Here is a 21221-nt window from a genome sequence, read left to right as displayed (position 1 = left end):
ATATGAAACCTCTCTTATGAGAGGTTTTTTTACGCCTAAAGTGGGCAAGAAAACATTTTATTACTAATTTTAAGAGGTGAGGTAGTTAACGTTGCTAATGCAGTAAGGAAGCGGTGTGCATAAGAATAACAGTACAGAGTGGTTTCAAATTATTGCCAACCTTGCTTTCCTTTGTGCTGTAGGGGTTGTGTCTTATAGCCTAGTCAATCAGGATCACACCTGGTCGAGAATTTTCTTCTTATTCCCGATACTAATGATACTGTCTTTAATCTCGTCTGATTTAACACTTCGACATTTATTTTCATTCTCTGGTGTGGCTATGTTCTTAGTCGGCGGTCTGATTGAACCGTTTGATGTAGCTTCCATCCGAGATAGTTTAATGCTCATTCCTTTGTGCTACATCGTATTGTTCCCAGGTTCCTTGTGGCCGATCGCGGTGGGAGCGGCGCTCATCAATGGATATCTTTACCAATTAACGACCACTGACTTCGAGTTATTCGTCGAAGTGGCTACCGAAGTCAGTGCTATTACCATTGCATTGACCGTGATGTCATATTTCTATGTTAAAGCACGAGAACAAGCACTTACCTACAAGAAAGAGAGTGTCACTGACTATCTAACTAAACTGCCAAACTTGCACGCTTTTTACAGTGATATTAAACAAGTCAATGGCAGCAATGCTGACCATTTTGGCTTGCTGCATATTGGTCTTGAAGGGTTTAAGAATGTGAATGACCGTTTGGGGTATCGTCATGGTGATGTGTTGTTGGTGGCGTTTGCTAATCATATTAAGCAATTAGTTGGTGGCTATGGAAAATTGTATCGGTTGGGAGGAGATGAATTTGTTCTTATGGTCGAGTCCACCGGGGTGGAACTGGTGCTTGATGAAGTAGTCGAGATTCTTGTGAGGCACAAAAAAACCTTATTTAACATAGATAATACCAGTCATAGGCTTGGGTTTTGCATTGGCGTCGCTTTTGCGAGAGACGCCTCTGAAAGTACCGATGTTTGGATTAAAAATGCCGATTTTGCATTGTACAAAGCGCGCTCGGAAGGAGCGGGTACAGTGTGCTGGTTTGATGAAGCCTTGCTGAATGAGACGATTCGCCAGCATCAGATAGAAACAGAAATTAAAGAAGCGTTAGCCAAAGATCAATTTGTGCTTTGTTATCAGCCCAAAGTTTCTACGACCACGTCGGAAGTGGTTGGTGCGGAAGCTCTGATTCGATGGAAACACCCACAGTTAGGGGCGATAACGCCAGCGGAATTTATTCCGGTTGCTGAGAAAACAGCGCAGATAGTTCCCTTAGGGCACTGGATTTTACGTGAAGCCTGTAAGCAAATTAAAGCTTGGCATGATGAGGGGATTGATATCTGTGTGTCGGTAAATGTGTCCAATGTACAGTTTGCTCACACCGATTTGTTTAAAGTGATCTGTGAAATTCTTAGAGAAGTGCAACTGCCTTCCCACTTATTACAGATTGAGATCACGGAGTCCACATTGATGAAAGATCCTGAGAGTGTGACGGATATTTGTGGGCAACTGCGAGCGTTGGGAATCTCAATTGCGATTGATGATTTTGGTGTGGAATACTCGTGCTTGAAGTATCTGAAGCAACTTCCGGTTGATGTATTAAAAATTGATAAGTGTTTTGTTGATGATTGTGCAATTCACGATTCCGACAGAATGTTGCTGAGAACGATAGTGCAGATGGGGCACAGTTTAAACATTAAAGTGGTCGCAGAAGGAATAGAGGATGAAGATCAACTGGAGGTTCTTCGTCAGGAGCGATGTGATGAATATCAAGGCTATTTGTTTTCTCAGCCCCTGTCTGGTAAAGAGTTTTTCTCTTTGTTTAATGTGAGTGCTAATAAAGCCTCGGCATAAATATCAGAGTAGGTTACAGTGCCCCAGTGTTATCCAATTGAGATACTAGATGCTTACCGATAAGCTGATTATTCCCCTCCCTTCGCTGATTCGTCGGGTTGGTAGTGAACAGAACAAACAGTTACGTGTCATCGCCAAACAACATCACTGTGAGCTAAAGCGCATTCGTCGGTCTAGAGATTGGCAACTGATTGGCGAACCTGAAGCGTTACGTGATCTGGTCAATTCTTTACATCAGCATGCATCGAATTTAGAGTTTGTGTTGAACAAACTAGAAGCGTTTATTGATTTCCATGCACCGCCTTGTGAGCCTCTTGCTGCACAGCTTGAGTGCTTATTGCGTTCTAACTCTGCTATCACCTTAAATGAATTGATGGAGCGAACCGGATGCTCTCTGTCGGAAGCACGTAGCGCTCGGTTTGCTCTAGACGTATTATGAGCGAACTAGTTGAGGTTATCTAATGGGCTTATTGTGCCCGCGTAGTGCTGGCCTATCACATGTGTGTAGATCTGTGTCGTCTTAACGTCGTTGTGACCCAACAGCTCTTGAACACTGCGAATGTCTCTGCCAGCCTGCAGTAGGTGTGTCGCAAAGCTATGGCGAAATGTGTGGCATGATACCTTTTTGTTGATATCGGCTTTAGCTACAGCTCGACTCAAGGTTTTTCTCACGACACTGCTGTGAAGGTGGTGCCTAGAAGGGCGGTGATTGTGTGGGTTGTGAGAAATAGAAGGTGAGGGGAAGATAAACATCCAGCCGAGTTGTTGAAACGCGTTAGGATACTTTCTATGCAGTGCATTTGGTAAAGATGGGCCAATACCATGCTGGTTGTCAGCTAGCTGTAACTTTTTAGCTGCATCTATTTGTTGGTGTAACTGACTAACACACTGATGGCTGAGTAATGTCTGACGGTCTTTCTTGCCTTTTCCATCCCTCACGGTAATAGACAAGTTGTTTAAATCGATATCCTGTACCCGAAGCCTTAGGCACTCTGAGATTCTTAACCCACTTCCATAAAGTAATTCAATAATCAGTTTTTCTTTTCCATCTAGATAAGAAAGGATTTGCTTAATTTCACTCGGCGTCAATACAATCGGTAACTGTCTCTGCTTACTGGCTAAGCTAAACCCCAAATCCCCTAAATCAATTTTTAAATAGCTCTGATAGAGGAAAACCAGCGCATTAAGTGCCACCTTTTGTGTATTTATGGCCACATTACGAGAGTTCGCGAGGTAGGATAGGAATTGAGTTACTTCATATGCGCCCATATCTTGAGGGTGTCGTTTATCGTGAAAGAAAATAAACGAACGAATCCAGTACAGATACGATTTCTCAGTACGAATACTGTAGCCACTTAACCTCATATACTCACATACCTCTCTAAGAAACGGGCTTTTCTCAGGCATTGAATCATCCTCGGTTCGTTTAGACCTGTACCTTTATAGCGACTTCCGTGAACAGAAAAGTGTGATTTTTGGCTTATTGTGAAGGTTAAGAATGTTGTGCTTGAAGTGACGTTCACATGTAGAGCTGCTCATGAAGAAATGAAGTGGTTTGCTATTGGTTATCTATGTATATCCTCTTTATGTTACCAATTGAGTAATAACCTTTGATTCCAAGTGGAATCATTCTATATAATTCCTTTTATTTTTCAGATACTCAGTACCTAATTTTAAGCTAATCATCATGCCTTTTTTTATTCTTATTACGCTCCTTTTTGTTTTATTAACCCTCTTTGCCTTGTACTTCTATTTTGAAGCTAAACGGAAAAAGGAAGCACAATATGCGAAAAAAGCACTGACCGTGCGTGTCGAAAAAATGAAAAAGCGATTCAAGTCAGAAGTTCAGCAATGGATGTTTTCTGGAGCCTTGTCCAAGCAGGATGAGAGCACGATGATTCGATTGCCGAACTATTTTTTTGTTTTTCAGCCGATAACGTCTGAAAACGTAGAACATTACGAACAGTCATTAGAAAGCGTGTTATTGACGGTTAATGAAAAGGTGTTGCTCGTCCCTAATAATAGTGATGACGTCACTGTGACATGCGAGCCATTGTGTCAGTTTGTTCAGTCTCTACCATCTGCTGCTCAAGGCTACAATGCTAGCTTTTATCGTAATGATCTGCCTGTGCTCATTCAAAAGCTAAGAGATGCTGAGATTGAGCCAGTAGATGAGCGGAACCAAGAAGAGACAGAAGTTGCCTAAGGGGTTTCACTTAAAAGGAGAGTGCGTTCTAGATTAAACCAGTCACATTTTACGATGTAACAACCTATAGCTATTTGTAAATCAATTGGTTTCTTCAATTGAGTATTTACATACCTTACTTGTGATCAATAGCATCTGTAAATCGATTTTTAGGTTATTAATAACAAATGGCTATAGGTTAATGTAATGAAAACAAAACTTCTATTTGCGCTTCCCTTTCTCTCGTTCGCGGCAGTGGCGAACACTAATCCTCACTTGGAAACGTACAATACCCAAGTAAGTCAGACGATATATAAAGGTCAGCGCTTGAATATTCCCGTTAACCTTTCACTACCTGAAGACAGACGCCACTTGGCAACGTTAGGTTATGACAACAACCAGCCTTCTTCAATGGATTGTAAGATTAGTATTTACGATAGTGCGAGTACGTTACTGCACTATCTAGACTGTCGCGCAGGTATTGGTGAGCACACATTTGCTACGCCTATCGCTTACTGGCAGGATAATTATCGAGCTGTTATCTCTTTGTATAATGCAGATTTTTCTCAATCGAGTCAGCGATTTGAAGGGAATTTTCGTTTTAACTTTGGTGAAAGCTCGCGTATTGACAACGATCATCTACCTACATGGTGGAAGAAAACTTATAACTCAGTTGGACTCGATGCAAATACCGATTATGACGGAGACAACTTTAGCTTAATTCAAGAGTATTTTGGTAACAGCAAGCCGAACGACGTAAACAGCTTTCCTGATCACGATCCTGTAATTGACTTTGACGAAACACATTCAGCAGGAACATCAATGTATGTCCGTTTTGGTCAGCCAGTGACGGATTGGATCGAAATTACCCCAACTTATAATAAGAAAGTGAAGTCTTTAGAGCTGGTCGTTGAAACAAATGACAACGCTCGAAATCAATCTGTCGTTGCATTCATTCATGATGAAAATGGCAACCGAGTTTATTCAAGCTACCTTAAATTCCCTGGCCGACAATCTGTTGCTTTGGAGCAACCCGTTGATGTAGAGAAATTGAAGATAAAACTGGTTGCTAGCCACTATTCGTCAAACATTCATGCTCACTATAAGGTGAAATTGAACGCGACCTTTACTGAGTAGTATTAGCATCTGGTTATATAGAGAGCGCCTGTTGGCGCTCTTTTTTACTGGCTAGCGTTTATTTCTTTGTTCGAAAATATTGAATGACTTGATTTAAATATGTGTGTTGTTGCTAATTTTTGTTGTTTTATGATTTATCATCAATAACTTACATAATAAGGAAATGAAATGGCAGCATTAACAAAAGGTATACATCACGTAGGATTAACCGTATCTGACTTAGAAGCCAGTACTCAGTTTTTTATTGAGCACTTAGGTTGGAATGAAGTAAAGAGGAACCCCGATTATCCAGCCATATTTGTTAGTGATGGCAATATCATGCTGACGCTATGGTCTTCCCAGGTTGCTAACCCTACTCCGTTTGACCGAAAAACGAATGTCGGCTTACATCATTTAGCCTTGCTTGTTGAAAGTGAAGGGCAATTAGATCAATTACGAGAGCAGTTCCTCAAATCAGGGATTGAGGTTGAGTTTGGTCCTGAGCTTGTTAAATCCGGCCCTGCCAAACATCTTATGTGTTACGACCCAAGTGGTATTCGAGTAGAGCTATTCTGGCCTGGCTTGTAAAATAAGCATCTCAGAGACTATCAATGTGTTAAATATCCCCCTTTTGGGGTACTTAAAAAGCCTTTTCGTTGTTGAAGGTAATGGCTCGCTTAGAGCTAAAACTCGCAGTATCATATTGAAAAATAATTGTAGAGAAGTCTTTTAAGATGTCATTTCCCCCATGTCCTAATTGCCAATCTGAGTATGTTTATCAAGACCAAGATCATCTGATTTGTCCTGAGTGTGCTTATGAGTGGAATCCAGCCGAAGTATTGGAAGCTGAAACTTTGCATGTGAAAGATGCCAATGGAACACTCCTCGCTGAAGGGGATAAGGTGACATTAGCGAAAGACCTTAAGGTGAAGGGAAGCTCACTGGTCTTAAAAATTGGTACGAAAGCAGTGATTCGACGTATTGTCGATGGCAAGGATCATCAACTGGACTGTAAAGTCGATGGAACAGGGGAAATGATGGTAACGGCGCAATTTGTTAAGAAGGTTTAATCCGACCATGGATTAAACGCATTACTTGGAGAAAAGCTCATCAACAATCCGTTACCTTATTCCTGTTTGCTCGAGATTCATGTTGTTTTAAGATTGTCTAACAACATACAAGGCTAAAAAGGTTATTCATGAAGAAAACAGTGAGCTTAATTGTGATGCTAGGGGCTCTAATTGGTTGTGATGATGCAACGAAAGCCATCGATCAAGCGCAAGAAGCCGCCAATAAAGCGGTGGATGATATTCAGCAGCAAGTGGAGTCAATTGACTTGGATAAGTTAAACCTTGATCAGCTTGGCGCTGCAACTGAGTCTGCTAAAGAAATGGCGACATCTATAGAGGAGGCCATCAGCATTGATTTTGATAACCCAGAAGCTTTGACCCAAGCTAAGGAGCATATTGCAAATGCATACAGCTGCTTGGTTGAAACTTCCTCTGAATCCACCGCTTCTGAACTAGTAGATCAATTGTTGTCGTCGGTGAATAGTGAAGATGCTATCGCTTTGATTGAGAATGGGGTTGAACAAGCCAAATTGTCACAAGAATGTATCATGTGAACTTTTGAATCCTATTCCCTTTCATATCTAAGTGATCCTTTATTGGCACTAAAAGGTTTGTGATTTTTACAACAAGGTTATAGACGACTGCGAGATATGATGAACAGAGTAATTTTTTTGCTAGCGGTACTTTTTATCAGCGGCTGTTTAGGAATGCCGAAAGATGTGAAACCTGTACAAGGCTTTAAAATCGATAGGTATTTGGGAAAATGGTATGAGATCGCAAGGCTCGATCATTCTTTCGAGAAAGGGCTCAGCCAAGTTACCGCAGAGTATCGCTTAAAACATGATGGGGGCATTAAAGTGATTAACCGCGGTTTTTCCGAAGAGCTTAGCGAATGGAAAGAAGCGGAAGGCAAGGCGTATTTTGTTCGAAGCGCAGATCAAGGCTATCTAAAAGTATCATTCTTTGGGCCATTTTATGGCTCATACATTGTTTTTGAGCTTGAGAAAGAAAATTACGATTACGCCTTTGTGTCTGGGCCTAATAATAATTACCTATGGTTGTTAGCTCGCACCGCTTCAGTAGAGCAAGATGTCATTAACAAGTTTGTTGCTATGGCCAACGAGAAAGGGTTTGACACGAACCGGCTTATTTTTGTTGAGCACAAATAGTATTCACTTGCTTTAAACTTTTCTATTTAAAATCAATGCTTAATTGGTTTTTCTACTTGTTTTCTCCATTGTCCTCTATTTCTCTTTGAATGAATTTGAGCGGTTTTCTTATTCAGCCGCTCTATTGTCAAACCGATAACCAGCTCACTTATTAATATTTCTAATAGTTAAGGCGATCACAATAATTACAGTGATTGCTTTCCTTGGTCTACTTATCACTTCAGGATGGGATCGATCCCATGGGATTGTTCCCATAAGTCATAAAATATACAAACTTGAGTGAATCAATTGAGCTTTACGCTACAAGGAAAGAATTATGAAACTATTACCTATTGCCAGTGCACTTTCTGTTGCCATTCTATCAACCAGCACATTAGCCGCCACTTCTCCCGTCGAATTTTACGGCTACATGCGTGGTGGAGTCGGGCTAAGTAATGAGGGCGGTTCTAACAGCAAATGGGAAGTGAACAAGGTCGGTCGTCTTGGTAACGAAGATGATCTGTATGGTGAGTTTGGCCTGAAAAAAGAAGTCTATGCAGAAGACGAAGTCTCCTTTGTGGTTGACTCGATGCTTAAATACTGGGAAGGGCAAGATGAAAACTCCAAAGATCGCAGTGTTGAGTTAGCACAGCTGAACGTTCAGGCAACAGGTTTATTTGAAGATAAAGACATTACTATCTGGGCGGGTGAGCGTTACTACCAACGTCACGACGTTCATATCGTAGATAACTACTACTGGGACGTCAGCGGTATCGGTGGTGGTGTTGAACACATTAATATGGGGCCGGGTAAGTTGTCCGTTGCGCTTCTACAAGATACTGTGGCTGACGACTTAGATGATGGTCAGGAAACGACGGCTGTTATTGCCGATGTTCGATACGCTGGCATCCCAATGTGGGAAAATGCAGATCTGGAAGTCGGCTTGGATTATCACGCGGGCAACGAACGTAGTGGTCAGTCACTGGATGCCGACAACAGCCTGATGTTTACGGCAAGCCTTCAGCAATCACTGGACAATGGTTTCAACAAAACAATCCTACAGTTAGCGAACTCTGGTTACGCGGAGCAAATGACGACATTTGGTCACGGTAATGGTCTGGTTCGTGATGCTGCAAACAACGATGCGAAAGGTTACCGTCTGATCAACTGGGGTGTTGTTTCTGTTGGAGACAAAATTGAATTTGGTCACTCTATCCGTTATGCCACAGCCACAGATGTGGATGGTACTGCGACGGATGATTCCACACTCAGCGTGGTAGTTCGTCCGCTATACAAATGGACAGATAGAATGCGTACCATTCTGGAAATTGGTGGTTTCTCAGAAAAGATTAATAACGTAGATAGTGCAGGTAGCAAGTTTACTGTTGCACAGGCTTGGGTACCTAAAGCGGGTTTTTGGTCTCGACCTGAGATTCGCGTATTCGCTACGTATCTGAATGATGCAGAAAATGATAATGCTTTTGGCACTGGTAAAGACACAGAAATCAGTGTTGGTATGCAGGTAGAAGCTTGGTGGTAAGCGCCTCGTAATCGACTGACTTTTCTTGCTGGGCGGGATAGAGTTATCCCGCCTAAACTCTTCAAGGTAGCTCTTCTCAGATTTCACTTCTTTCTTGATATCACATCATTGCTGTACCATTAGTTTTTCGCTAAGTAGCAATAAAATAAGATTTATCCTTTCAGCTAATAGGAATTCAATGGAACGTTTTATTGTATTTACAGGTGGGCCCGGTTCAGGGAAAACATCGGTTATAGAGCACCTGCAAAGTCTAGGGTACAAGACCGTTGACGAAGTTGGTCGACGAGTGATTCAACAACAGGTAGAGAGCGGTGGCAATGCCCTTCCATGGCTGGATAAAACCGCTTTTCGTGACGCCATGGTTTCAGCAGAAGTCGACAAGTATCGTCGAATTGGTGTTGGGGAAGAGTACGTATTTTTTGATCGAAGCATTGTTGATAGTTACGGTTACAGCTTACTAGAAGGTTTGCCCCTCACTGAGAATCTCACACGGCACTGCAATCAACTCAGGCATAACCTACAGGTGTTTGTGTTCCCACCTTGGAAAGAGATATTTGCCAACGATGCGGAAAGGAAGCAAGACTTTGCTGAAGCCGTGGCCACTTTTGAAAAAATGCGCGAAGCGTATCAATTGTTTGGCTACACCTTAACGGAAGTACCGACAGGTAGTGTTGAGCAACGATCACGATTTGTTCTTGATGCGCTAAGCTCTCGTTAACCTCGATCTAAAAGTGACTGAAGAGATAAACATGACTTACGAGCAGTTTAATCAGTTTTGTTCTGAACTTCCCGCGACTACGCATATTGTGCAATGGGGGGACTCTCATGTTTGGAAGGTGGGAGGAAAGGTATTTGCCGTCGGCGGTTGGGGCAAATCGGACAAACCCGCTTTTACATTTAAAACCTCCCCGCTAAATTTTGATTTTCTCAGCGATCATTATGGGTATATTCCTGCGCCTTACTTTGCGAATCGGGGTATGAAATGGATTCAGCAAGTGGAAACGTCGGGTGAACTCGATGAAGAACTAGAGTACTACTTGCGCGAGTCTTATCGGCTGGTTGCGTCAGGTTTGAGTAAACGTAAGCAAAGTGAACTTGGGTTGAATCTGGAAGCGAAAAGTTAGCATCCTATCATTTCTTTTCTTCAATCTATACATTGTTCCTTTCGGTTGCTAGGATCCGCATTCGCGGCTGCACATGGATACAACTTACGAATTAAGTGACTCATTATGAATGTAGAAAATGTGCTTCCTGAAAATTTCGCAGAGATGCTGGATGTTTGGGAAAACTCAGTCCGAGCGACTCATGACTTCATAACAGAAGAAGATATTGAGTTTTTTAAACCTATTATTATTGAACAAGCTTTTCCGGCCGTCACACTGAAGTGTATAAAAAACGAAACCGGCAACATTCTAGGCTTTATGGGTGTTCATGAAGCAAAAGTAGAAATGCTGTTTGTGTTAGACGCCGCGAGAGGAAAGGGAGTAGGGAAAGCATTATTGCAATATGCCATTAAGCATCTTGGTGTAAGCAAAGTAGATGTGAATGAGCAAAACCCAATGGCGGTCGACTTTTATAAACACATGGGGTTCCATGTTGAGTCGCGCTCACCTGTTGATGATATGGGAAAACCATTTCCAATTTTGCATATGACGCTCTAAGTCTCGGTTTGTCGTCACTCAATCTGTTAGAAGAAACGCTCAAAGCTAATAACTTTGAGCGTTTCCGCATATATTCATTATTTACAGTGACTTATATAGCCTAAATGATAGGTTATTTGCGCAATCTAGTTTTCATATAAGGAACCTAATGGCTGTCTTAAAGATTCTTACCGCACCAGATCCAAAGCTAAAGATAAAAGCTGAAAAAGTATCGGACATTCAATCTGTTCAGACCCTAATCGATGACATGCTGGAAACACTCTACGCGACAAGTAATGGAATTGGTTTGGCGGCAACTCAAGTGGGCCACCGTGAGGCTATCGTGATTATTGATCTGTCGGAGAGCCGAGATCAGCCACTGATATTAGTGAATCCAGAAGTAGTAGAGGGTAAGAATCGAGCGATGGGACAAGAAGGGTGTTTATCCGTCCCGGATTATTATGCTGATGTTGAGCGTTACACATCCGTTGTCGTTGAAGCTCTAGATAGACACGGCGAACCTGTGAGGATTGAAAGTGATGATTTTCTTGCGATTGTCATGCAGCATGAAATCGATCACTTGGCAGGTAATCTGTTTATCGACTATCTTTCTCCATTAAAGCAGCGTATGGCATTGAAAAAAGTGAAAAAACACATCAAAACAATGGCAAGCTAAACATGACAAAATGATAAATACAGGGAGTGTAATTAATGCAGCCTTTTGAATGTGTGTCATTTCTTTTATTGGATAACAACCGAATACTGCTGGAAAAGAGATCGATACATAAAGCGAGTGACCCTGGCTTAACCTGTATTCCCGGTGGACATATCGAAGATGGCGAAACTCAGCCACAAGCCCTGTGCCGTGAGCTAAAAGAAGAATTGGATCTTACCGCCAATAAGTATCATTACTTGTGTTCTCTTTACCATCCCACCTCTGAGTTACAGCTTCTGCATTATTACGTTGTGACTGAGTGGCAAGGTGAGATTAAAGCACTGGAAGCGGAGAGCGTAAGTTGGGAAAAGCTTGAATCAGATTCAGTTTCGATTGAGGCCGATAAGCGAGCGATAGAAGAATTCAAACGAGTGAATCATCATCTTTGTTAGTTAGGAGGGGGGGACTATGAACCAAGCTGAGGCATTTTTGCCTCTTCCCCCATCGAATACAAAAATGGTGAACTACACTCATATCTCAAGCTCGCTCAGGTTAAGCCAAACTAGTGTTCTAGGGGTAGAGGAATTTTCCCTATGTCAAAAGGCCTCATTCTACTGACTTCTGCCGTATTCTTTTTCTATGGTCTGGCGTTCGCTATTGCCCCGAACAGTATGCTTAGCCATGCGACTGGTGGATATGCGACTTCTGCATCCATGCTGGTTGATATGCGGGCAACCTATGGGGGCATGTCTATCGGTGTCGCGCTTATCCTGTTCCTACTTTCGCAAAAAACGTCAACACACAGTACAGGCTTACTGGCCGTCATTTTTGTCAATGGGAGTATAGCGACGGGGAGAATCATCGGCTTGGTAAGCGATGGTGAAACCAACAGTACAATGCATTTCTATCTCATGTTAGAAGTAGGAGTGTCGCTGCTTGCCCTATATCTGTTTAAATCGGAAAAAACAGGGGGCTGATATGCCAATAGCACATTGTACAATCTCGCCGGATTTGGTTTGCAAAGCAGAGACCGGTGAAGTTATTGAGCGCTGGGGTAGTTTGTCTGAGCAGCCTACCACAGATATGACCATTAATTTTGTTCGGACTGAGCGACAAGAGGGGAGGCCGTACCAAATCATTGCCAACCTTTTCTTACCGTCAGTCTGGTCAGAAAAGTCAGTGAGCGCGCTACAGTTGGGGTTGGCAAAAGCCTTATCAGAAAGTTTTTCTGTCGAGCCCAAAAACGTATTGGTTATGACAACGATTCTAAGTTCAGGCTTCGTGGTGGAAAATGGACGCGAGGTGACTTGGTAACGTCGCGCCCAGATTTGTACCTTCGCTATGAATTTAGTTCTTCATATTAAGAATAAGTACCGCTGCTAACGCTAGAAAAGCGGCCATCATCAGGAAGACATCGTTGTAGGCCATGATCGCGGCGTCGCGTTGCATAGTACTGAGTAAACTGGCTTCAGCTTGCATCATGGCTGTTGCGGCGTCACTTCCAGATTGCATAAAGAAGGCTTGTTGCTGGTGCAGCGTATCCCAACCTAATGCACTCACCGACGGCAGAGATTCTTTAATATGTGCTAGGTGTTCACGGGTTTTGTTGTCGAGTAAAGTCGCAATGATGGCAATGCTGAAAGCACCGCCAAGGTTACGCATAACATTGGTTAGAGTTGAGGCATCTGGAGTGTCTAGTTTGCTGATGTTTTTCATCGCGACCAGAGATAAAGGTACCATAATGAACGGGCTGCCAATTGCACGTAGAATCATCGACAGAATGAGCTGGTGACCACCAAAATCTATCGTCATGTGAGTATTGACGTAGCAACTCAAGCCAAACATCGCGAAGCCAAAGGTAACTAAATACTTAGGTTTGATGATTTGAGTCAGCTTCGGAACCAGCGGAAAGATCAAGAGCTGAGGAAAGCCCATCCACATCAGGATTTCACCAATCTCCATCGCATTGTATTGTTGGATCTGAGTTAAGTAGAGAGGTAGAACATAGATTGAACCTAGCAAGGCCATGCCCAAAATCAGATAAGCGATGCACGACATGGCAAACTGCCCGTCACGTAGCAATCTTAGGTTTACTAAGGGCTTCTTATGCTGTAACTCATTGATAATGAAGTACACTAAGCTCACGGCAGAGATAATGCTTAGTGTGATGATAAAGCTAGAGCTGAACCACTCTTCACGGTTTCCTTCTTCTAACACCACTTCGAGACAGCCCAAACCTAACGCCATGGTCGCAATGCCGAACCAATCGGCTTTTTTGAGGGTATTTAGATTTAACTTCTCGTCATCCAATCCATAGCGAATCATTGTAATCACCAGGAGCGCTGGTGGAATGTTGATATAAAAGATGTAGTGCCAGGAAAGATTTTCTGTCAGCCAGCCACCAAACGTTGGACCAATGGACGGAGCAAACGTAGCGGTAACACCGAACAACGCCATACCAACGGCTCGCTTGTTAATCGGCAGTAGCTGAATAACCAGAGAGAAGGCGAGAGGAATTAATGCACCGCCACTAAACCCTTGCATTGCGCGGAAGACGATCATCGAGGTCATGTTCCATGAGAAGGAACAAAGCAGTGATGACAGTGTGAAGATTGCTGTAGTCCAAGTCAGGTAACGACGCTTGCCTAGGGCTTTAGACAACCATCCACTGAGTGGGATAGCAATCATCTCAGCGACTAAATAGGATGTCGAAATCCATGAGCTCTCATCCAGAGTCGCAGACAAGGCACCTTGTATGTCTTTCAGCGACGAGTTGGTGATCTGAATATCAAGAATGGCCATGAAGGCGCCAATCAAACCACCAAATAAAGAGATCCAGTGGCGTGTTGACACTTCATTTTCTTCAACGGCAGGTGCGTTTAAGGTTGCTTCCGACATGGATTAACCTCTGGTATCGATGGTTGCCACAACCGATAACCCCGGTAGCAGTCGGCCTTTCAATGCTTGTTGGTCAGGGATGGTGATCTTAACTGGTACGCGCTGAACAATCTTGGTGAAGTTACCTGTCGCGTTCTCCGGAGGCAATAGCGCAAATTTAGCGCCAGTGGCAGGTGAAAAGCTGTCTACAACACCTTCTAATGGTTGGCCCGGAAAGGCATCAAGCTCTATCTCAACTTTTTGTCCCTGATGAATGCCGCTCAATTGAGTCTCTTTGAAGTTAGCTTCTATCCAGACATCACTCGTCGGCACCAAGCTCATTAATGGTGTGCCAGCTTGAACCAATAGACCTTCACGCACACTGCGCTTGCCCACGATACCATCTACCGGCGCATAGATTTTGGTGTAGTCGAGGTTGAGCTGAGCTTGCTCGACGGCTGTTTGAGACTCAACAATGGATGCCTGAGCTTGTTTAATGTCGCTATCGATGACCGCGAGTTGATCGTGAGCTGCAACCAGACTCGCTTTCGCTTCATCCAGCTCGGCCTGAGTGACTTTTTGTTGAGCCAGCATGTTGTCGACTTCATCTTGCGAAGCGTAGTTGCGTTTAAGAAGGCTGCGTGAACGTTGTACTTGCTGCACAGCGCGATCATATTCCGCTTTTGCTGAATCGACGCGGCTTTCTGCTTGATGAATTTGGCTTTGTTGCAAGGTTTGCTGTGCTTTTAAATTCTCTACGCTGGACTGTGTGACGGTGAGGTGTGCATTCGCTTGTTCGAGAGCAGTGCGGTAGTCACGGTCATCAATTTGGACTAACAGATCGCCCTTTTTGACTTTTTGGTTGTCACTGACAAAGGAGTGTTCAATGTAGCCAGCCACTTTAGGGCTAATCGTGGTGATCTCTCCCTGAAGGTAGGCGTTGTCGGTGGATTCGAAGTACTGACCGTATCCAAACCAGTATCCACTGCCCAGCAAACCCAGTGAAAGCATAATGGCTGTCGCGATAAGAGGGGCTTTTCTGGTTTTTGCTGGCTTAGTATCAGTATGTGTATCTGTCATTATTTTTCTCGTATTCAGTTTTCATCTACGGCGGATGTTACAAATTGTAAATAATCTGGATTGATTGATAAGATAGGAAAAAAGAGAAACACTGTTGTAAAAATTTAACCAATTGAGGCGTAAGGTGATGAGATGGATTTGAATGCGATTACCGTTTTCGCACAAGTTGTTGATTGTGGGAGTTTTACTCATGCAGCAGATGCGCTGAATATGACCAAGTCAACTGTGAGCCGAAAGTTAGTTGAGCTGGAAAAGCATCTAGGTGTGCGCTTGATCACGCGTTCAACGAGAAGTCTAGTGTTAACACCGGAAGGTGAGCGGTTTTATCAATCCAGCCTGCAAATGCTGGAGATCATGAATCAGGCTGAGCTTGAAGTGTCTGCCAATCAGGATTTGATTCGTGGGCCTTTAAATGTGGTGTTGCCTGTTGAGTTGGGTCATCAAATCATGGGCTCATACATCAACGCTTTTCTCAAAGAATACCCCTGCGTCACCATAAACCTTGAGCTGTCGAATCGAGAAGTCGACATCATCGCTGAAGGCATTGATTTGTACGCGCAAATTGGTGAATTAGAAGACTCTGCTTTGGTTTCTCGTCCACTGACGAAATCACAGCGTGTATTGGTTGCCAGCCCAGAGTATCTAGAGGAGCATGGCGGAATTGAGTCTCATCGTGACTTAATTCCACCGCATCAAATGGTTGAGGTGTATAACCGCGCGGTGAGGTTACCTAAATGGCATTTGATCCCGGAAGACGGAGACTCATTGCAAATTGACCTGCCACACCGATTGCGAGTCAACACCATTACCGCCTGTCTGAAAGCCTGTCTGGACGGGCTTGGCATCGCAGTACTACCTGAATTCATTTGCCGAGAGCACTTTGCTAACGGGCGACTTATACAACTGCTTCCTGAATATAAGATGCCAGAAGTGCTTGTGAGTTTGGTTTACGCAGATAGGCAACTCATGCCGAAACGTAAAAAGGTCTTTATCGACTTTTTATTAGAGGCATTCAGCAAAGACCTTGTTGCACGCGGGTGAGCCAAATTCGCAAGCCTCTGTTATATCTGCTGGACTAGACTCTATTTATAAGGATTGATAAAGGTAAGGTCTGCGAATGAGGTTGAAGTCTTGGCTTGTTAGTGTGGTATTACTGATGGTTACTTCAGTTTCCTACGCCAGTGATAGTGAACGAATTAAAATAGTTAGCCAAGAATGGTCCGGTTACACCAACAGCGACGGTACAGGCTTTTACTGGGAAATTATTAAAGCCGTTTTCCAACCTTTGAATGTTCCCCTTTCCCTAGAAGTATTGCCATGGAAACGAGCCAAGCATCTTGTCCGAAAACAGGAAGCCAGCGCTTATCTGGGCGATTACTTTTATCCAAACGCGGATGCGTTTCTATATCCACAATGGCACCTTAGTGTGGAAGAAAATGTAATTGTTGTATTTGCTCGAGGCTCGCTTGATTGGGAAGAGCTGCAGCTTTCATCATTGGTAAATAAGAAAGTCGCATGGGTTCGGGGTTATGGTTTTGAGAAGGGCTTCCTTAAAGATATTCCGCTTGAACTGGTTGAGGTAGACAGCGCCGAGCAAGGGATGAAACTTCTAAAAAAGGGCAGAGTGAACGCTCTAATAGACTATCCATCAAGCATGGCTAGTTCAGAATTGTTAGCGACAGAAGCGCTTGTTACTGAAGTTGCCAAGAAAGGGGAGAAACTTTACGTCGTATTTTCTAACACCGAGTCATCAAACAAGCTCATTGAGATGTTTGATACCCATATGCCACAACTTATCCAGTCTGGTGAACTAAAACAAATTTATCTCACTCATGGTCAAGATTATGAGGCTTACATGGCGTCGATTGGGGAGTGATCTGTCAATTTAGAACTGACAGATCACTGGTATCATTTTTCGCACTCTGGAAAATGTTCCCTTAAATCTTCAAGATCGGTTAGTACGGCTAGGTAAGTCGAAGCTTTGGAGTTGTTTGCTGGGCCTACGACCGTACCTGTTTTATGTAGCATTCCCATGCTAGAAATTGTACTGGCGGACTTTAATGAAAGTTCTAAAGCGAGCAACTCTTTCGAAAACCCTTTTAAATCTTGCGCAATTTCTTTGGCATCCAACGTCGCGGCAAGTTCTGATATTTTTGATTGGGTGTTGATGAAAGAAATAGAATCAGCGGCAAGGGTTTTAGTGACGACTTTCAAATGATCCGATTTGCTTGCAGTAATCGCTTTACTGTTGATACATGAGATCTTGAGTTCATTGATGCTGTAACCATTAACGATAGTGATCCCCTGAGTGGCGGATTCTCCTGAGGCTTTTAGGCTTTCCGAACCGCTGTCGGCGGAATGCTTGATAGTATCACTCCAGTTGTAGACCCTTACGTTTGTTCTATTCAATTCTTCCTGAAGAGTATTGGCGGCTTTATTGATGCTCTTACTACTCGAAGTGAGCGCTTCTTGGCATTCTTCTTCGTTACATGTGGCTAAATTTAATGTAGCGTTTGTGAGGGCCTGATTGAGGTTAAAGGCGAGGGTTGAAATCGCGATTGGATCTTCGCTATCCGATTTATACTCATGTTGAATTACCGTTGCGTTGACTGGGTTACTACCTGATGGTTGGTTAAAGCAGTTTGAAGTCATTGGCGAGCGGTTTCTGTCTGAATAGCACAAATCTCCAATCTGATAGGTCAGCTGACCATCTAGACTTATTTGAGTCGTTTGCAGAGGATAAAAACGTATCGGGTCGTTAATCCCTCCTTCGTTTTTGGCGGTGTAGGTTAGTCCGTCAAAAACAGTCAGTTGGTTTGAGCTGCTGCACGCGGTTAGGCTGGCAAGGCAAGCGACGACTAGGATTCCCCTTTTCATTTGAATCCCTCCTTGGTGTTATATGAGTTGAGATTAATATTGAAAGCTAATTATTATAGAAAACTCAATATTCATAAGTGATCTGTATCATAGTGTCTGATTTCTAGACTTCACCTTTGTCTAAATAGATTGTCTCCTCCAATGTTGCGCCTTTTCTTGCAGGTTATGATCTACTGCTAAAGAGTGGTGTAACTTAAAAGAGCAGGGTAGGGCTCTTGATAAATCAGTAATAATGCCGCGCCGTTGCTAAGCGATGGCGCGACATAAAGCTTAAGGTCGTTGCAGAGGACGTGCTGTTGTATGAGTCAGAGCATTGAGACTACTGCCTCGTGCAGCGAGAAACTGCTCAAAGTGGGGCAGTAAAGGTCCCAAGGTTTCAGCGACAGATGCCTTGATGGTGTCGACAACCACTTGAGTCCCACGGTCAATTTCAATGTTAACTCGATCACCGACCAACTTAGCGCCCAACGTTGTCTGACGTCGGGTCTCGGGAATAAGCCAGACTTCAAACCACTGAGCTTGATGATCGACAGCGGACACGGTCAAGCTGGCACCATTGATGGCGATGTATCCTTTTGCAAACACATAAGAACTCAAGTTTTCAGGGAGCCCAAAACGCAGCCGATAGTTGTTGTCTATTGCTTCGATTAAGACAACCGGAGCTTGAGCATCGATATGCCCGGACAAAGGATGGCCACCAATCTCGGCGCCGTCTTTGGCGGCCCGTTCCACATTGACGAGTGAGCCGACCTGCTCGCTGCCGAGAGTCGTGATCTGAATGCTCGGTAGGACAACATCAAAAGATGCTCGGGTGTCACTGATTTGGTGTGTGACCGTTAGGCAAACACCGTCAACGGCCACACTTGCTCCAATGGTTAAGTCCTTGCAAAAGTCATCGACAAACTCAAGCTCAAAGGTTCGAATTCCTCCGCGATCGTCAATCCGTTGGATCGTCGCGATGGAGGAGACAATTCCTGTAAACATAGGCGTTACTCCTTACGATCAACTGGCTAAAGAGCTGGTGTTTTGTAGTCGATAGGCGACGATGTCTTCGATCGTTAAAACTGGCATCCCATGCTCTCGTGCGAACTCAACAATCTCTGCAGCGCGAGCCATGGTGCCATCAGGGTTTGTTACTTCACACAGAACGCCAGCAGGAGCTAAGCCCGCTAGAGTCATTAAGTCGACCGTTCCTTCTGTGTGGCCGCGGCGACTTAAAACGCCACCAGAGCGTGCACGTAAGGGAAATACATGCCCAGGGCGCGCCAAATCCTGCGGCTTTGCATCTGGCGCAATAGCGGTCTGGATAGTGGTGACGCGGTCATGGGCTGAGACGCCGGTGGTAACGCCTTTTTTAGCTTCAATTGAAACTGTGAATGCCGTCTGGTTCGCACTGTCGTTACGGCTAACCATAGGCGGCAAATCGAGTTGAGTGGCTTTGTCATCCGTTAAGCACAGGCAGACAATCCCGCTGCATTCTCGAATCATTAGTGCCATTTGCTGGGGTGTGAGATGTTCAGCAGAGTAAATTAAGTCACCTTCATTTTCTCTGTTTTCATCATCAAGTAATAAAACGCCTTGTCCGCGCTTTAGAGCATCAAGAGCCGCGTTGACGCGGTCGATAGGAGTGCCAAATTCGGCAAGTAAAGATGTCTGATTCATGGTGTTTCCTTATTGTTTACCAGAATCAGGGCAATATGGGATAGAAGACAACGCAAAATGCACCAGCGTTTCGCAATGAAACAGCTGGTGTGCATCAATTCTCTCTCATCCGGACTATAACCGTCGGCTCTGGCATCTCACCAGATCTGCTGACCTCGACGAATCGAGCGCTCGCGGGCTCATCTTGTTAAAGATATACCGCCGGTGGGGAATTTCGCCCCGCCCTGAGAATAAATATATGTATTAAGTACCCATTGTTATGGGCGGTCTTAGCATAGTGCATTTCGGGATTGCAGGGAATGGAAAAGTGACACAGAGCCTTTAGAGGCCGAGTGAGCAATTTGGACTCTTTCGTAAACAAGGTGCATCTAAGAAATTGGTTCTTGATCTCAAGTTAGGTTGAGGTTTTATCCTGCGTTTTCTTAGTTTAAAGGAGGCCCAGAGATGGGGCATCGCTGAGCACAGGATTTTGATAAGGAGCAACTATGATCCCAAGGAACTCAACATTGCGTGTCGCTCGACCAACGAACGAATTAGATACTCTCACCAATATGTATATCAACGGCTTAGGCTTTGAATTGCTGAGCAGCTTTACCGACCATGAAGGTTTTAGCGGAACCATCATCGGTCATCCAGCTCATCCCTATCATTTAGAATTTACACACTACTACGGCAGCCATGTTGCGCCTGCACCAAGTCAAGATAACTTACTGGTGTTTTACTTACCTGACGAAAGTGATTGGAAGCGTTGCTGTCAGAATATGCTCGATGCGGGTTTTCAGAAAGTGACCTCATTCAATCCTTATTGGGAAAACGTTGGATGTACTTTTGAAGACATCGATGGTTACCGCGTTGTATTGCAGCGTCAGGTTTGGGAGGCGTAATGGGCAATTTAGATCATGTAAAATTAGATCGAGATATGCGAATCGCGATTGTGCTTGGCTCATCAAAGGCAGATGGCAATACGCTTCAATTCGCTGAAGCCGTTGCTGCTGTTTCAGGGGGCCGCGTGTTTGACTTGTCAAATTATGATATTACATATTACGACTACGAACATCGGAACGAATCCGATGATTTTCTTGAGTTGATGCATACATTGGTGGATGCAGACCATATAGTTTGGGCGTCCCCTGTGTACTGGTATTCGATGTCAGCTCAGATGAAAGTGTTTTTTGACAGGTTGTCGGACTTGACGGAGAACGACAAGCTTTTAGGTCGGCGATGGGCAGGAAAAAGCATGTCGGTCATTTCTACGGGCTATCAATCTACGTGTCCATCGTGTTTTATTGAACCATTTGTGATGACCGCTCGGTATTTTGATTTAGATTTCAGAGGCCACCAATATCTCTCTATTCAAACGGAAGCTGATCTTACGCTTATAGAATCGGCTGCTCAAAAAGCGGCAGCGCATATCAACAGCCAGCAAATTCGTGAGAAAGACGTCAGCGTCCAATAACTGTGAAAGCGTTCAATCTGGGCGTTG

26 protein-coding genes and 1 riboswitch are annotated in these 21221 nt (G+C 43.9%); of the genes, 20 read left to right on the top strand and 6 right to left on the bottom strand.

The features are described 5' to 3' along the window. The first annotated feature begins 115 nt into the window (after positions 1-115). Positions 116-1888, top strand: coding sequence for a bifunctional diguanylate cyclase/phosphodiesterase (locus tag L1D31_RS10945; protein ID WP_239837170.1), 1773 nt, complete (start codon positions 116-118; stop codon positions 1886-1888). A 49-nt stretch (positions 1889-1937) separates the two neighbouring features. Further along, positions 1938-2327 (top strand): ribosome recycling factor family protein, encoded by a 390-nt coding sequence (locus L1D31_RS10940; protein ID WP_239837169.1) that lies wholly within the window; start codon positions 1938-1940, stop codon positions 2325-2327. Positions 2328-2332: 5 nt separating this feature from the next. On the opposite strand, the gene L1D31_RS10935 is transcribed toward L1D31_RS10940, so the two are convergent. Beyond that, positions 2333-3295, bottom strand: a complete 963-nt coding sequence (locus L1D31_RS10935) for an integron integrase (protein ID WP_239837168.1) — start codon at positions 3293-3295, stop codon at positions 2333-2335. 280 nt (positions 3296-3575) lie between these two features. Here L1D31_RS10935 and L1D31_RS10930 point away from each other — a divergent pair, with 280 nt between their 5' ends. The 14 genes from L1D31_RS10930 (at position 3576) to L1D31_RS10865 (ending at position 12556) form a co-directional block, all read left to right on the top strand. Further along, entirely contained in the window at positions 3576-4094 is a 519-nt protein-coding gene (locus L1D31_RS10930) for a hypothetical protein (RefSeq protein WP_239837167.1), read from the top strand. A gap of 186 nt (positions 4095-4280) precedes the next feature. Next, entirely contained in the window at positions 4281-5210 is a 930-nt protein-coding gene (locus tag L1D31_RS10925) for a hypothetical protein (protein ID WP_239837166.1), read from the top strand. 168 nt (positions 5211-5378) lie between these two features. Continuing rightward, on the top strand, positions 5379-5777 hold the full coding sequence (locus L1D31_RS10920) for a VOC family protein (protein ID WP_239837165.1): 399 nt from the start codon (positions 5379-5381) through the stop codon (positions 5775-5777). A gap of 146 nt (positions 5778-5923) precedes the next feature. Then, entirely contained in the window at positions 5924-6259 is a 336-nt protein-coding gene (locus L1D31_RS10915; protein WP_239837164.1) for a zinc ribbon domain-containing protein YjdM, read from the top strand. A 128-nt stretch (positions 6260-6387) separates the two neighbouring features. After that, positions 6388-6813: a hypothetical protein gene (locus tag L1D31_RS10910; RefSeq protein WP_239837163.1), complete on the top strand. Its 426-nt coding sequence runs from the start codon at positions 6388-6390 to the stop codon at positions 6811-6813. A 99-nt stretch (positions 6814-6912) separates the two neighbouring features. Continuing rightward, a complete protein-coding gene (locus L1D31_RS10905) occupies positions 6913-7428 on the top strand; it encodes a lipocalin family protein (protein WP_239837375.1) in 516 nt (171 codons plus the stop codon). Positions 7429-7744: 316 nt separating this feature from the next. After that, on the top strand, positions 7745-8947 hold the full coding sequence (gene lamB, locus L1D31_RS10900; protein WP_239837162.1) for a maltoporin LamB: 1203 nt from the start codon (positions 7745-7747) through the stop codon (positions 8945-8947). 178 nt (positions 8948-9125) lie between these two features. Next, on the top strand, positions 9126-9665 hold the full coding sequence (locus tag L1D31_RS10895; RefSeq protein ID WP_239837161.1) for an AAA family ATPase: 540 nt from the start codon (positions 9126-9128) through the stop codon (positions 9663-9665). A gap of 31 nt (positions 9666-9696) precedes the next feature. Then, entirely contained in the window at positions 9697-10071 is a 375-nt protein-coding gene (locus tag L1D31_RS10890) for an MmcQ/YjbR family DNA-binding protein (RefSeq protein ID WP_239837158.1), read from the top strand. Positions 10072-10176: 105 nt separating this feature from the next. Next, positions 10177-10608: a GNAT family N-acetyltransferase gene (locus L1D31_RS10885; protein WP_239837155.1), complete on the top strand. Its 432-nt coding sequence runs from the start codon at positions 10177-10179 to the stop codon at positions 10606-10608. Positions 10609-10756: 148 nt separating this feature from the next. Beyond that, positions 10757-11263 carry a peptide deformylase gene (gene def, locus L1D31_RS10880; RefSeq protein WP_006962566.1) on the top strand — a complete coding sequence of 169 codons (507 nt, stop codon included), beginning with the start codon at positions 10757-10759 and terminating at the stop codon, positions 11261-11263. Positions 11264-11298: 35 nt separating this feature from the next. Next, positions 11299-11694 (top strand): NUDIX domain-containing protein, encoded by a 396-nt coding sequence (locus tag L1D31_RS10875; RefSeq protein ID WP_239837154.1) that lies wholly within the window; start codon positions 11299-11301, stop codon positions 11692-11694. 141 nt (positions 11695-11835) lie between these two features. Continuing rightward, the gene (locus L1D31_RS10870) at positions 11836-12219 is read left to right on the top strand and encodes a DUF4345 domain-containing protein (RefSeq protein WP_239837153.1); all 384 of its coding nucleotides are present in this window, start codon (positions 11836-11838) and stop codon (positions 12217-12219) included. Position 12220: 1 nt separating this feature from the next. Continuing rightward, positions 12221-12556 (top strand): hypothetical protein, encoded by a 336-nt coding sequence (locus L1D31_RS10865; RefSeq protein WP_239837151.1) that lies wholly within the window; start codon positions 12221-12223, stop codon positions 12554-12556. Positions 12557-12589: 33 nt separating this feature from the next. Here L1D31_RS10865 and L1D31_RS10860 read toward each other — a convergent pair whose 3' ends face one another. Both L1D31_RS10860 and L1D31_RS10855 read right to left on the bottom strand, forming a co-directional pair. Next, a complete protein-coding gene (locus L1D31_RS10860) occupies positions 12590-14140 on the bottom strand; it encodes a DHA2 family efflux MFS transporter permease subunit (protein ID WP_239837150.1) in 1551 nt (516 codons plus the stop codon). A gap of 3 nt (positions 14141-14143) precedes the next feature. Continuing rightward, positions 14144-15199 carry an HlyD family secretion protein gene (locus L1D31_RS10855; RefSeq protein ID WP_239837149.1) on the bottom strand — a complete coding sequence of 352 codons (1056 nt, stop codon included), beginning with the start codon at positions 15197-15199 and terminating at the stop codon, positions 14144-14146. 132 nt (positions 15200-15331) lie between these two features. On the opposite strand from L1D31_RS10855, the gene L1D31_RS10850 reads away from it, so the two are divergent. Further along, entirely contained in the window at positions 15332-16240 is a 909-nt protein-coding gene (locus L1D31_RS10850) for a LysR family transcriptional regulator (RefSeq protein ID WP_239837148.1), read from the top strand. Positions 16241-16316: 76 nt separating this feature from the next. After that, a complete protein-coding gene (locus L1D31_RS10845) occupies positions 16317-17075 on the top strand; it encodes a transporter substrate-binding domain-containing protein (protein ID WP_239837147.1) in 759 nt (252 codons plus the stop codon). 32 nt (positions 17076-17107) lie between these two features. On the opposite strand, the gene L1D31_RS10840 is transcribed toward L1D31_RS10845, so the two are convergent. The 3 genes from L1D31_RS10840 to ribB all read right to left on the bottom strand — a co-directional run bounded on the left by L1D31_RS10840 (position 17108) and on the right by ribB (position 19738). Next, entirely contained in the window at positions 17108-18076 is a 969-nt protein-coding gene (locus L1D31_RS10840; RefSeq protein WP_239837145.1) for a hypothetical protein, read from the bottom strand. A gap of 270 nt (positions 18077-18346) precedes the next feature. Continuing rightward, positions 18347-19060: a riboflavin synthase subunit alpha gene (locus L1D31_RS10835; protein ID WP_239837144.1), complete on the bottom strand. Its 714-nt coding sequence runs from the start codon at positions 19058-19060 to the stop codon at positions 18347-18349. Positions 19061-19078: 18 nt separating this feature from the next. Continuing rightward, a complete protein-coding gene (gene ribB, locus L1D31_RS10830) occupies positions 19079-19738 on the bottom strand; it encodes a 3,4-dihydroxy-2-butanone-4-phosphate synthase (protein WP_239837143.1) in 660 nt (219 codons plus the stop codon). 93 nt (positions 19739-19831) lie between these two features. Continuing rightward, positions 19832-19974, bottom strand: a riboswitch (FMN riboswitch). A gap of 249 nt (positions 19975-20223) precedes the next feature. Between ribB and L1D31_RS10825 the strand changes: the two genes are divergently transcribed. After that, entirely contained in the window at positions 20224-20622 is a 399-nt protein-coding gene (locus L1D31_RS10825) for a VOC family protein (protein ID WP_239837142.1), read from the top strand. Beyond that, complete coding sequence (locus L1D31_RS10820; RefSeq protein ID WP_239837141.1) at positions 20622-21194, top strand: NAD(P)H-dependent oxidoreductase; 573 nt, start codon at positions 20622-20624, stop codon at positions 21192-21194. The genes L1D31_RS10825 and L1D31_RS10820 overlap by 1 nt, the downstream gene beginning before the upstream one ends. Positions 21195-21221: the final 27 nt, after the last annotated feature.

This window comes from Vibrio sp. Isolate23, assembly GCF_022398095.1.
In the GTDB taxonomy this organism is placed as follows: domain Bacteria; phylum Pseudomonadota; class Gammaproteobacteria; order Enterobacterales; family Vibrionaceae; genus Vibrio; species Vibrio coralliilyticus_A.
The sequence above is the reverse complement of the archived record's forward strand: the minus strand, read 5'-3'. Positions and strand labels throughout refer to the sequence as shown.

What these genes read in the sequence shown, in the direction of transcription:
- L1D31_RS10940 (WP_239837169.1), top strand. Translation starts at nt 1,938, where the DNA reads ATGCTTACCGATAAGCTGATTATTCCCCTCCCTTCGCTGATTCGTCGG.
- L1D31_RS10935 (WP_239837168.1), bottom strand. Translation starts at nt 3,295, where the DNA reads ATGCCTGAGAAAAGCCCGTTTCTTAGAGAGGTATGTGAGTATATGAGG.
- L1D31_RS10930 (WP_239837167.1), top strand. Translation starts at nt 3,576, where the DNA reads ATGCCTTTTTTTATTCTTATTACGCTCCTTTTTGTTTTATTAACCCTC.
- L1D31_RS10925 (WP_239837166.1), top strand. Translation starts at nt 4,281, where the DNA reads ATGAAAACAAAACTTCTATTTGCGCTTCCCTTTCTCTCGTTCGCGGCA.
- L1D31_RS10920 (WP_239837165.1), top strand. Translation starts at nt 5,379, where the DNA reads ATGGCAGCATTAACAAAAGGTATACATCACGTAGGATTAACCGTATCT.
- L1D31_RS10915 (WP_239837164.1), top strand. Translation starts at nt 5,924, where the DNA reads ATGTCATTTCCCCCATGTCCTAATTGCCAATCTGAGTATGTTTATCAA.
- L1D31_RS10910 (WP_239837163.1), top strand. Translation starts at nt 6,388, where the DNA reads ATGAAGAAAACAGTGAGCTTAATTGTGATGCTAGGGGCTCTAATTGGT.
- L1D31_RS10905 (WP_239837375.1), top strand. Translation starts at nt 6,913, where the DNA reads ATGAACAGAGTAATTTTTTTGCTAGCGGTACTTTTTATCAGCGGCTGT.
- lamB (WP_239837162.1), top strand. Translation starts at nt 7,745, where the DNA reads ATGAAACTATTACCTATTGCCAGTGCACTTTCTGTTGCCATTCTATCA.
- L1D31_RS10895 (WP_239837161.1), top strand. Translation starts at nt 9,126, where the DNA reads ATGGAACGTTTTATTGTATTTACAGGTGGGCCCGGTTCAGGGAAAACA.
- L1D31_RS10890 (WP_239837158.1), top strand. Translation starts at nt 9,697, where the DNA reads ATGACTTACGAGCAGTTTAATCAGTTTTGTTCTGAACTTCCCGCGACT.
- L1D31_RS10885 (WP_239837155.1), top strand. Translation starts at nt 10,177, where the DNA reads ATGAATGTAGAAAATGTGCTTCCTGAAAATTTCGCAGAGATGCTGGAT.
- def (WP_006962566.1), top strand. Translation starts at nt 10,757, where the DNA reads ATGGCTGTCTTAAAGATTCTTACCGCACCAGATCCAAAGCTAAAGATA.
- L1D31_RS10875 (WP_239837154.1), top strand. Translation starts at nt 11,299, where the DNA reads ATGCAGCCTTTTGAATGTGTGTCATTTCTTTTATTGGATAACAACCGA.
- L1D31_RS10870 (WP_239837153.1), top strand. Translation starts at nt 11,836, where the DNA reads ATGTCAAAAGGCCTCATTCTACTGACTTCTGCCGTATTCTTTTTCTAT.
- L1D31_RS10865 (WP_239837151.1), top strand. Translation starts at nt 12,221, where the DNA reads ATGCCAATAGCACATTGTACAATCTCGCCGGATTTGGTTTGCAAAGCA.
- L1D31_RS10860 (WP_239837150.1), bottom strand. Translation starts at nt 14,140, where the DNA reads ATGTCGGAAGCAACCTTAAACGCACCTGCCGTTGAAGAAAATGAAGTG.
- L1D31_RS10855 (WP_239837149.1), bottom strand. Translation starts at nt 15,199, where the DNA reads ATGACAGATACACATACTGATACTAAGCCAGCAAAAACCAGAAAAGCC.
- L1D31_RS10850 (WP_239837148.1), top strand. Translation starts at nt 15,332, where the DNA reads ATGGATTTGAATGCGATTACCGTTTTCGCACAAGTTGTTGATTGTGGG.
- L1D31_RS10845 (WP_239837147.1), top strand. Translation starts at nt 16,317, where the DNA reads ATGAGGTTGAAGTCTTGGCTTGTTAGTGTGGTATTACTGATGGTTACT.
- L1D31_RS10840 (WP_239837145.1), bottom strand. Translation starts at nt 18,076, where the DNA reads ATGAAAAGGGGAATCCTAGTCGTCGCTTGCCTTGCCAGCCTAACCGCG.
- L1D31_RS10835 (WP_239837144.1), bottom strand. Translation starts at nt 19,060, where the DNA reads ATGTTTACAGGAATTGTCTCCTCCATCGCGACGATCCAACGGATTGAC.
- ribB (WP_239837143.1), bottom strand. Translation starts at nt 19,738, where the DNA reads ATGAATCAGACATCTTTACTTGCCGAATTTGGCACTCCTATCGACCGC.
- L1D31_RS10825 (WP_239837142.1), top strand. Translation starts at nt 20,224, where the DNA reads ATGATCCCAAGGAACTCAACATTGCGTGTCGCTCGACCAACGAACGAA.
- L1D31_RS10820 (WP_239837141.1), top strand. Translation starts at nt 20,622, where the DNA reads ATGGGCAATTTAGATCATGTAAAATTAGATCGAGATATGCGAATCGCG.